Below are 9,514 nucleotides of genomic sequence, written 5' to 3'. Positions count from 1 at the left end.
TATGCTGAAGGAACTCGGCAAATTGCACGCGTAACTTCGGAAGAAGCGTGACCCTTTTCCACGCAAGTGGAGGAGGGTGGCACAGACCAGGGGGTAGCGACTGTTTATCAAAAACACAGGGCTCTGCGAAGTCGCAAGACGACGTATAGGGTCTGACGCCTGCCCGGTGCTGGAAGGTTAAGAGGAGGGGTGCAAGCTCTGAATCGAAGCCCCAGTAAACGGCGGCCGTAACTATAACGGTCCTAAGGTAGCGAAATTCCTTGTCGGGTAAGTTCCGACCTGCACGAATGGCGTAACGACTTCCCCGCTGTCTCCAGCATAGACTCAGTGAAATTGAATTCCCCGTGAAGATGCGGGGTTCCTGCGGTTAGACGGAAAGACCCCGTGCACCTTTACTATAGCTTTACATTGGCATTCGTAGTGGCATGTGTAGGATAGGTGGTAGGCTTTGAAACCTGGGCGCCAGCTCAGGTGGAGCCACCCTTGAAATACCACCCTTATTACTATGGATGTCTAACCGCGGCCCGTTATCCGGGTCCGGGACAATGTATGGTGGGTAGTTTGACTGGGGCGGTCGCCTCCTAAAGAGTAACGGAGGCGCGCGATGGTGGGCTCAGAACGGTCGGAAATCGTTCGCTGAGTGCAATGGCATAAGCCTGCCTGACTGCGAGACTGACAAGTCGAGCAGAGACGAAAGTCGGTCATAGTGATCCGGTGGTCCCGCGTGGAAGGGCCATCGCTCAACGGATAAAAGGTACGCCGGGGATAACAGGCTGATGACCCCCAAGAGTCCATATCGACGGGGTTGTTTGGCACCTCGATGTCGACTCATCGCATCCTGGGGCTGGAGCAGGTCCCAAGGGTATGGCTGTTCGCCATTTAAAGCGGTACGTGAGTTGGGTTCAGAACGTCGTGAGACAGTTCGGTCCCTATCTGCCGTGGGTGTAGGAATATTGAAAGGATCTGTCCCTAGTACGAGAGGACCGGGATGGACGGATCTCTGGTGGACCTGTTGTGGCGCCAGCCGCATAGCAGGGTAGCTATATCCGGACGGGATAACCGCTGAAGGCATCTAAGCGGGAAACCCACCTTAAAACGAGTATTCCCTGAGAACCGTGGAAGACGACCACGTTGATAGGCCGGGTGTGGAAGAGCGGCAACGCTTGAAGCTTACCGGTACTAATAGTTCGATCGGCTTGATCGTTCTCATTCCTTATGCCCATCTGACAAAGTCAGATGGTCTGTTCTCACTCACGCTTGTTCCGCCCCGCGGGCGGCGCTACGTGGGTGCGGCGCATCAGCGCCGACGGTCGGTCGACCTTGCGAAGCTTCGCTTCGAAAGGCGCCAGGACCAAAAGAACCGTAAAGGCACAATTAAGACCAGCGAACAGCCCCGAGAGGCACCGACAGCTCCGCTGTCGATGTCTCTTATGCTTCTTCGCTCAAAAGCTTCTCGAATAACGTGCGTTTTGCCGACCTGGTGGTTATGGCGGAGCGGCTGCACCCGATCCCATTCCGAACTCGGCCGTGAAACGCTCCAGCGCTGATGGTACTTCGTCTCAAGACGCGGGAGAGTAGGTCGCTGCCAGGTCTGCAAAACGCACGTTCAAACTCTCATCCAATCGGATGACAGTGAAATCTTCTCTCTACGTACAGGCCCGCCAACGGGATCACGGGCCGCGAAAGCGGCCCTTTCATTTGGCGGTGAGGAATATGACGCGGGGTGGAGCAGCCCGGTAGCTCGTCAGGCTCATAACCTGAAGGTCACAGGTTCAAATCCTGTCCCCGCAACCAAATACAAAAGAGCCCGCCCTCGTGCGGGCTCTTTTGTATTTTGCTGTGGCAGCCGGCGATTTTACCTGTCATCAGGGCCCCGCAAGGAGGCGGAGCCGACGCCGCGGGACAGAAAACGCAAATCCTGTCCCCGCAACCAATCAATAACGGCCCGCCAGGTTCAAACCTGGCGGGCCGTTTTGCTTTCCACTCAATCGATGCGCCAAAGCTCAGCAGCCCGCAAACAGCCAGACCACACACCGCCCGACACAAACCCCAAACCAACGCCCAAAACCAACGCCAGGCTCAATGCCGGCAGACCATTTTGTCCTTGGCGCAATCAGTTCGAAGCGGCGCCCCACAACCAAATGCGAAATGATTTAGCTGGCGGGCTTCTTTTTTCAACCGGCTTCGGCGTCCGTCGTATCTCCTGGATGACGAGAGCAGATTGCTGCAGCTATCGATGGCGAGCTCTATTCTCGACGGCGCCGGCGGCATAGGAGGTCGAGGCGATATATCGGCCGTTGCCGAAGCGAGCGAATCAAGCCCNTGCCGGACAGAAACTTGCCGGACAGAAACTTGAACCCATCAGCCGCCCCCAAAACCAAGCCAACAAAACCCCAGAAGAAAACATCAAAAAAGACGGTCGTATGGGTCCAAGTCGGGGCACCGTTGCCTATCCGGATCAGAACCGTTTTAGGTCGTGAACTCATAAAACGGGAGACGGTCGGCCCCGGAGGGCTCTGGTTCAATGCACCGCGAAAAGGTGACTATCCTCGAGATCGGCCCAGCGGCCTACCGGATCAGCTGTGCGCAGATCAAAGATGGCTGACAATGCGCCGTCAACGAACAGCCCGACTGCCGCCACAGATGAGCTCCACCGGATCGAAACGGGCGTGTCAGCAGGCAAGTCGGTCACTGCTTTGGCATTGAATGCGGAGATGATCCGTTTGCCCTCCTGCTTTCTCATGTCCAGCAAATAGAAGTATGCTGTTTCGTCATCTCTTTCGAATACTGCCCCGAACCGCCCTAGGTCGTCAGTCGCGGTTTCGTAGACATCGATCATAGCTGCTCCTCCTCGCAAACTTGGCCAACGCGAGCCGCCAACTTCCTCGCCCTGATCCAACTCGCCTCAATGCGCCCGTGGCGCCGCGCTTATGAGTCTGATGTAAGTTTTTGCCGACCTTCTGCGGCGGCTACATTCACGCCACGGCACTGCCGCGCGATCGCTTTCTCTCGGCGGCGGCGAGCAGGTCCACAAACACGCGCACCTTGGCAGGCCGGAACCTTGCCGGCGGAAAGACGGCGTGGATGCCGCCGGTGGGCAAGGCCCAGTCGGCAAAGACCGGCACCAGCCGCCCCTCGGCGATGTCGTCGCTGACGCTGTAGTCGGGAAACACACCCAGCCCTATGCCGGCAAGCACGCAGGCATGGGCAGCCGGGCTCTTGTCGCAGGTGATGACCGGGTTGAGTTCGGTCAGCACCTTGTCGCCATCCCTGGAAAACAGCCATTGGCCGACGCCGCGAAGCTGGGCGTTTCCGACCCAGGCCAGCGATTGCGCCTGCCGCGGGCTCACCCCCTGCGGCAGGCCTGCGGCGAACGCAGGGCTTGCCACCACGATCTGCCGTATCGTGCCCAGGCGCCGCGTCTGGTTGGAGGAATCAGCAAGCCAGCCGACGCGAATGCCGAGGTCGATCTGCTCGTCGACCAGATTGCTTACCGCGTCGTCGAAGATCACGTCGACGCGCATATGCGGATAAGTTCTCAGATAGGCGGCGATGACCGGCGCGACCATCTTCGTGCCGTAGTCGAGCGGCGCCGTCAGTCTCAACATTCCCGCCGGTTCGACGGCCGCGCGCGAAAGCTCGCCATAGGCGGCCTCCGCTTCCCGCAGAATTATCATCGCACGATCGTAGAAGAGGCGTCCCTCTTCGGTCGGCGCGACACGCCGCGTCGTGCGTCGCATGAGTGTCGCGCCCAATTCCTCCTCGAGCTTGCCAATCTGATGGCTGACCACGGCTTTGGCGACGCCAAGCCGGTCGGCCGCCGATGTGAAGGAGCCAGTCTCCATCACGGTGGTGAAGTAGACGAGTCGATTGAGGTTCAGCAGGTCAGCCACGGCGATCGCTTTTGTATGAATAGATCAGACAGTCTGTATTATTGGATGGTGTTTATCGCAAGGTCGTTGTCTGCCACATACGAGCAACAGTTTTTGACAATCCAGACCGCTGCACGCCGCGCCAAGGGATCTCCAGGCAATCATGAGCAATTCGCATGTGATTTATCTTTTCGATCCGCTCTGCGGCTGGTGCTACGGCGCCGCTCCGATGCTGGACAAATTGGCTGCCAGCGGCGTGAGCGTCGAATTGCTGCCGACCGGCCTGTTTTCGGGTGCGGGCGCGAGGCCGATGGATGAAGGTTTTGCCGCTCACGCCTGGGCGAACGACCAGCGTATCGAGCGTCTGACCGGACAAGCGTTCACGCTGGCCTATCAGCACAATGTCCTCGGCATCCGTGGCACCTTGCTGGACTCGCATGCCGCGACCCTCGGCATCAGCGCCGCCGGCCTGGAAGACCCAAGCCGCCGGTGGACCGCGCTCAAGGCAATCCAACGTGCGCGCTATGTCGACGGTCGCGATATCGTGACTGTAGAAGGCGTGGCTGCGGTGCTCGCTGGTGCTGGCATGATGGATGCCGCCGCGATCCTGAAGAGCCCGACCGAAACCTTGCTGACGTGGCACCTCGAGCTGGTCAACCGTGGCCGCGCGCTGTTCCATCGCTTGCATGCCAACGGCGTGCCTTCGCTGGCGGTCATTCGCAACGAAGCGCCTCGGCTCATCGGTTCGAACGCGCTGTTCGGCAGCTTTGACAATCTTGTCGCCCATATCGCGGCGGCGTGATCCCCAACTGACCTCCAACAAGGACTGGAAAAGAACATGGCAAACGTCGCTCTCATAGGTGCATCCGGCGCTGTCGGCTCGCGCATACTCAAGGAACTCTCCGATCGTGGCCACAGGGTCACCGGTATCGCCCGCAGCCCTGAAAAGATTGCCGCGCTGCCCGGCGTGACCGCCAAGAAGGGCGATGTCTTCGATAAGGAAGGCCTTGCCGAGTTGATCCGCGACCATGATGCAGTGATCAGCGCGGTGCATTTCTTGGATAGCGACCCCGATATGCTGATCGCCGCGGTGCGTGCCTCGGGNCGTGACCGCCAAGAAGGGCGATGTCTTCGATAAGGAAGGCCTTGCCGAGTTGATCCGCGACCATGATGCGGTGATCAGCGCGGTGCATTTCTTGGATAGCGACCCCGATATGCTGATCGCCGCGGTGCGTGCCTCGGGCGTAAAGCGCTATCTCGTCGTGGGCGGCGCGGGCAGTCTCGAAGTCGCGCCCGGCAAGCGTCTGGTCGATACCGCCGAATTTCCTGCGATCTACAAGGCCGAGGCACAGAAGGGCGCCGACTTCCTGGACAAGTTGAAGACAGTCAGCGACCTCGACTGGACGTTCCTGTCTCCGTCCGCGATGTTCGTCCCAGGTGAGCGCACCGGCAAGTTCCGCGTCGGCAAGGACACGCTTCTCGCCTCGGATAAGGGTAGCAGCATCTCCTTCGAGGACTATGCTATCGCCATGGTCGACGAGATCGAGAAGCCGACGCATGTCAGGCAGCGCTTCACCGTCGGTTATTGATTGAATGGACCGACGCGTCGCCGGCCAAGGTCGCTCGGAGCCATGCGGCGATGGCGTCGAAGTCGATCGGCTGCGTGGTATCGACGTCGAGGAGCGGCCCGCGCCGCAGCGGTTCGGCGCGCTTGGCCAGTTCGATCAATTCGGGGATATAGGCAGCGCCGGGATGTCCCGGCAGGCGCTGACCGAGCCGGGCGCCATAGCGTTCGGCCAGAACTTCGCCCGGCGCGTGGCACCAGATTTCGACCGTGTCTTCGACGCCAGCGTTGCGCAGGTGATCCTCGAGCGCTTGCCGCGGCTGGAAGCCGAACCAGGCATCGACGATGAAGGTGCTGCCGGCCGGGGCGTCGCCGACGAGCGACCAGATTGCCTGGTAGCTCGCGCGGCCGAGCGTGCGATTGAATTCGCGGTCGGCGCCGCCGAGCACTTCGAGAAACGGGTTCTTGACCGTATCGAGCGCGAGCAGCGGCCATCCCATACGATCGGCGATGCCGCGTGACACCGTGCTCTTGCCGCTGGCCGGGATGCCGTTGACGAGCACGGCGCGTCTGGCGCGGCCGGGCTGAACGGAAAGCGATGCCGGTGCCGAAAGCGCCTGGAGACCGGCGCCGATCGCTCCGGCGTCGTCGCCGAGCCCCGCCGGCGCCACCGGGCACTGGTACCACGGCGCCAGCGCCGGCGCGTGGCCAAGCGCTTTGTGTGCGGCCCGGCCAAGACCGCCGCCAAGCAGGACGAGGTCGGGGTCGAACAGGGCAACGGTGGTATCGATCGCCGCGCGCAGCGGTTTTGCCCAGGCTGCCAGTATGCCGCGAGCCTGGATGTCGCCGGCGGCGTCGCGGGCAAAAAGCTGGTCGACCGAAACCTCGGGACCAAGGCCAGCCCGCGCTATGTGACGGCCGAGCGCCGTACCCGAACTGGTGGTTTCGACACAGCCGCGCCGCCCGCAAGCGCAGAGTTCGCCGTTGACGTCGACGGTGATGTGCCCCAGTTGCCCCGCCGTTGCCCGGCCGCGCATGATCCGTCGGTTCTGGACAACGGCGCCGCCAATACCGGTGCCGATGGTGAACATGGCGATGTTGTCGTGGCCCTGGCCGGCGCCAAGCGCCATCTCGGCGGCCAGCGCCATGTTGCAGTCGTTGTCGACGATGACAGGCTTGCCGGTCGTGCTTTCCAGCCGCTGCGCGAGCGCGACCGAAGCGAGGTTGACATAGCCGCCCGACAGCACCGCGCCGCGCCGCGCGTCGACGCGGCCGGGAACGCCGACGCCGATGGCCGCCACATCAGGCGTATCGAGAAGGCGCACCATGTCGGCGACGCGGCCAAGCACCAGCTCCGGGTCAGGCGCGCTCTTTTCGGAAAGGCGTTCGAGGATTTCACCGCTGCCCGAGATGCGGGCGGCACGCAAATTGGTGCCGCCGATATCGATCCCTATGGCCATGGGCTTTTGTGGCATGACGTCCTGCACGTGTCGGCGATCAAAGATGGATATCAGGCGGCAGCCTTCTGCCGATAGCGCCCGATCACCGCCTGGATCTCTCGCAGTCGCGGCACCGCGATGGTCTTAAGCCTTTCGCGCTGAATGTCACGATCGAGCGAGATGCAGTCTTTCCACAGCGATCGGCCGGCGATAACGCCGGAGGCGCCATTTTGCATGGCGATCTCGACCTGACCAACGAAAGTGGCGTGGTTGACGCCGGCCGAAAGTACGGCCCACGGCACTTCGCCGGCCATTTCAGTGATGTTGGCGCAGGCTTCCGGCGTTCCGGGGTAGGGAAGCTTCAGCACCTTCGCGCCGCATTCCAGCGAAATCCTCGTACCCTCCTCGACCAGCCAGGGCGTCTTGGCCGCATGGTCCTCGGGGCTTTCCCCTTCGAGTTGATAGGTCAGGAATTCGACGACGAGCAGCAGGTCTTCTTTGCCGAAGTCGGTGATGCATTGGCGCAGAATGGCGATGTTGTGCTCGTTGGCTTCAGGCTTGTCGGCCCGCAGATACACCATGATCTTGCCGCCGGTGCCGCCCAATTCGCGCACGCGCCGCGCATCGATGCCGGGGACCAGCCGTGACAGCCGATAGCCCTCNGAGCAGCAGGTCTTCTTTGCCGAAGTCGGTGATGCATTGGCGCAGAATGGCGATGTTGTGTTCGTTGGCTTCAGGCTTGTCTGCCCGCAGATACACCATGATCTTGCCGCCGGTGCCGCCCAATTCGCGCACGCGCCGCGCATCGATGCCGGGGACCAGCCGCGACAGCCGATAGCCCTCCGGCGAGACGTCGAAACCGGACGCGTCGAGACCGATGAGGAGTGCGGTATCGCGGTTCAGCACGCCGTCGTCGACAACCCTTGGCACCGCGCAGAGCGGGTCGAGCAGCACGCAGGACGCCGCGCTCGCGAGGTAGCGCGTGATGTCGGCCTTGGTGTCGCCGAGCATGTCGTTGGTGATCCTGGCCTGGTCCGCGGGGTCCGACGCCAACAAGGTGCGCATGCCGCCGCGCTGGTCGCAAGCGATGGCCACCATGGCTCCATCCTTGCCGCATATCTGTTGGTAGCCGCGCAGTTCCGCGGTGGTCATCTTGGTCATGGTTTTCTTCTGTCCGATGTTGGCGCGCCGAGGCGCTGATCCCGTGGAAATAAATGGTCAGTTCGCCTGCCTGCCGGCAGGAAGAGTTGCCGCCTGATGCATCGCCGGCTGCTGGGATAAGCAGCCTGGCCGGCGCTTGGCTGGTGTCCCCAAAAGTTGCGAGTTCACCGGATTTGCGCGATAACTCGCATCGGCCTATACCTGTGTAACACGTTGCTGAAAGGAATTGCAAGCTGTCTGTTCCCTCCGTCCAGGACGCGACCGCATCGCGCACGATGCTGCACACGGTTGCCAAGTTGCACTATGTGGAGGAGATGTCGCAGGTCGACATAGCGCGGCAGCTCGGTGTCTCCACCGCGACGATTTCGCGCCTGCTGCAACGGGCGCGGGCGGAAGGTATCGTGCGCATCGAGGTGATCGACCTGGCGACGCCGGAGGATATTACCAGGCAGCTTGTCGACGGATTGAAATTGCGGGACGCCGCCGTTGTCGAGACGCCGGGGGCCGGCGCGCTGACGGCGCTTTCCGCCCCGCTAGGCGCTTTGCTCAGGCAGGCACAACTGGTGGCCGGCTCCGTGGTCGCCATCGGCTGGGGGCGCGCCGTGCGCGAGGTCATCCGAGCCGGTCTGCCGCGTATGCCGGGCGTGCTGACTGTGGCCGCTACGGGCGGCATGCAGCAGCACGCGGCGCATTTCCAGGTCAATGAATTCGTGCGGCTCGCCGCCGAAGAGTTTGGCGGGAAACCGCACTTTATCCATGCGCCCTATATGCCGTCCAGCGAACTGCGAGAGGTCTTCCTCGGAGACGCCACCATCCGCGATGCCGTCGCGCTGTGGGACAGGACCGACGTCGCGATCGTCGGCATTGGCCTGCCGCACGCCATCAACCCACCCGAGGCGAGTGCCGCCACGCCGACCGAGCAGGCGCTGGTCCATGCGGCTGGCGACGTCCTTCGCCATTATTTCGATGCGGAAGGCGCCCTGATCGCCTGGGAAGGGGAGAGCAGGATGATCGCCATGTCGCCAGCGCAGCTTCGCGCCGTACCGCTGGTGATCGGCGTCGCAGCCTCGCCGGAGAAGGCGACGGCAATCATCGGCGCCGTTCGTTCTGGGCTCATCAACACGCTGGTGACGGATACCAAGACGGCGCAGGCCATCCTCGCGGTTCTTGCAACGCGATAGCGGCGGATATGTCGACTGATGCGGCGCTGTCGGTGCGGAGAGAAGCCGTTGCGAAATCGATTGTGTCGCCTCGGAGTCGGGACGATAGTCCGCAGGAGCTCGGAGGAGCAGTCAGATGGCGTCTGGAAAAGCCGGCGTTGCGGCCCCGGAAAAACCGAGTTGCAATTTATTTCTGCAAAGTGTTACAAACTGCCGATCCGCCGTGCAGGCATGCCTGGCGCGATGGTCCCCTGACCTCGCGGAGGCGAGGAAAGTGAGCACGGGGATTGTGCCGGTCGGCTCGACCGGCTGATATTT

Annotated in this window: 6 protein-coding genes, 1 tRNA gene, 2 rRNA genes and 3 pseudogenes (1 of these 12 running past the window's edge); 7 read left to right on the top strand and 5 right to left on the bottom strand. The window is 61.9% G+C overall.

Annotation, left to right across the window (positions count from 1 at the left end; genetic code table 11):
- The 3 genes from X742_RS163170 to X742_RS163180 all read left to right on the top strand — a co-directional run.
- Positions 1 to 1,204 (top strand): 23S ribosomal RNA (locus X742_RS163170) (it extends 1,632 nt beyond the left edge of the window).
- Between the two features lie 272 nt (positions 1,205 to 1,476).
- A 5S ribosomal RNA gene (gene rrf / locus X742_RS163175) occupies positions 1,477 to 1,591 on the top strand.
- Positions 1,592 to 1,717: 126 nt separating this feature from the next.
- Positions 1,718 to 1,794, top strand: a tRNA-Met gene (locus tag X742_RS163180).
- A 727-nt stretch (positions 1,795 to 2,521) separates the two neighbouring features.
- Here the strand turns inward: X742_RS163180 and X742_RS163185 are convergent.
- The gene (locus X742_RS163185) at positions 2,522 to 2,839 is read right to left on the bottom strand and encodes a DUF2251 domain-containing protein (RefSeq protein ID WP_023770719.1); all 318 of its coding nucleotides are present in this window, start codon (positions 2,837 to 2,839) and stop codon (positions 2,522 to 2,524) included.
- A gap of 136 nt (positions 2,840 to 2,975) precedes the next feature.
- On the bottom strand, positions 2,976 to 3,893 hold the full coding sequence (locus tag X742_RS163190; RefSeq protein WP_023770718.1) for a LysR family transcriptional regulator: 918 nt from the start codon (positions 3,891 to 3,893) through the stop codon (positions 2,976 to 2,978).
- A 142-nt stretch (positions 3,894 to 4,035) separates the two neighbouring features.
- On the opposite strand from X742_RS163190, the gene X742_RS163195 reads away from it, so the two are divergent.
- From X742_RS163195 to X742_RS0136070, 3 genes and pseudogenes are all read left to right on the top strand, one after another.
- Positions 4,036 to 4,674 (top strand): DsbA family protein, encoded by a 639-nt coding sequence (locus tag X742_RS163195; RefSeq protein WP_023770717.1) that lies wholly within the window; start codon positions 4,036 to 4,038, stop codon positions 4,672 to 4,674.
- Between the two features lie 36 nt (positions 4,675 to 4,710).
- Positions 4,711 to 5,010, top strand: a complete 300-nt coding sequence (locus tag X742_RS0136075; RefSeq protein ID WP_032924730.1) for an NAD(P)H-binding protein — start codon at positions 4,711 to 4,713, stop codon at positions 5,008 to 5,010.
- Positions 4,979 to 5,461: pseudogene (locus X742_RS0136070) on the top strand (NAD(P)-dependent oxidoreductase); the annotation flags it as partial. The gene X742_RS0136075 and the pseudogene X742_RS0136070, both read left to right, overlap by 32 nt.
- Here X742_RS0136070 and X742_RS163200 read toward each other — a convergent pair.
- The 3 genes and pseudogenes from X742_RS163200 to X742_RS0136060 form a co-directional block, all read right to left on the bottom strand.
- Entirely contained in the window at positions 5,445 to 6,911 is a 1,467-nt protein-coding gene (locus X742_RS163200) for an ROK family protein (protein ID WP_023770716.1), read from the bottom strand. The pseudogene X742_RS0136070 and the gene X742_RS163200 overlap by 17 nt on opposite strands.
- Positions 6,912 to 6,946: 35 nt before the next feature.
- Positions 6,947 to 7,537, bottom strand: a pseudogene (locus tag X742_RS0136065) (tagatose-bisphosphate aldolase); the annotation flags it as partial.
- A 1-nt stretch (position 7,538) separates the two neighbouring features.
- Positions 7,539 to 8,036: pseudogene (locus X742_RS0136060) on the bottom strand (tagatose-bisphosphate aldolase); the annotation flags it as partial.
- A gap of 275 nt (positions 8,037 to 8,311) precedes the next feature.
- Here X742_RS0136060 and X742_RS163205 point away from each other — a divergent pair.
- Positions 8,312 to 9,217: a sugar-binding transcriptional regulator gene (locus tag X742_RS163205; RefSeq protein WP_023770715.1), complete on the top strand. Its 906-nt coding sequence runs from the start codon at positions 8,312 to 8,314 to the stop codon at positions 9,215 to 9,217.
- The last annotated feature ends 297 nt before the right edge of the window (positions 9,218 to 9,514 follow it).

The sequence above is a fragment of the Mesorhizobium sp. LNHC229A00 genome (assembly GCF_000502415.1).
Classification (GTDB): domain Bacteria; phylum Pseudomonadota; class Alphaproteobacteria; order Rhizobiales; family Rhizobiaceae; genus Mesorhizobium.
The sequence above is the reverse complement of the archived record's forward strand: the minus strand, read 5'-3'. Positions and strand labels throughout refer to the sequence as shown.

Bases quoted from the DNA above. Each gene is read 5' to 3' on its own strand.
- X742_RS163185 (WP_023770719.1), bottom strand. From the start codon at position 2,839: ATGATCGATGTCTACGAAACCGCGACTGACGACCTAGGGCGGTTCGGG.
- X742_RS163195 (WP_023770717.1), top strand. From the start codon at position 4,036: ATGAGCAATTCGCATGTGATTTATCTTTTCGATCCGCTCTGCGGCTGG.
- X742_RS163200 (WP_023770716.1), bottom strand. From the start codon at position 6,911: ATGCCACAAAAGCCCATGGCCATAGGGATCGATATCGGCGGCACCAAT.
- X742_RS163205 (WP_023770715.1), top strand. From the start codon at position 8,312: ATGCTGCACACGGTTGCCAAGTTGCACTATGTGGAGGAGATGTCGCAG.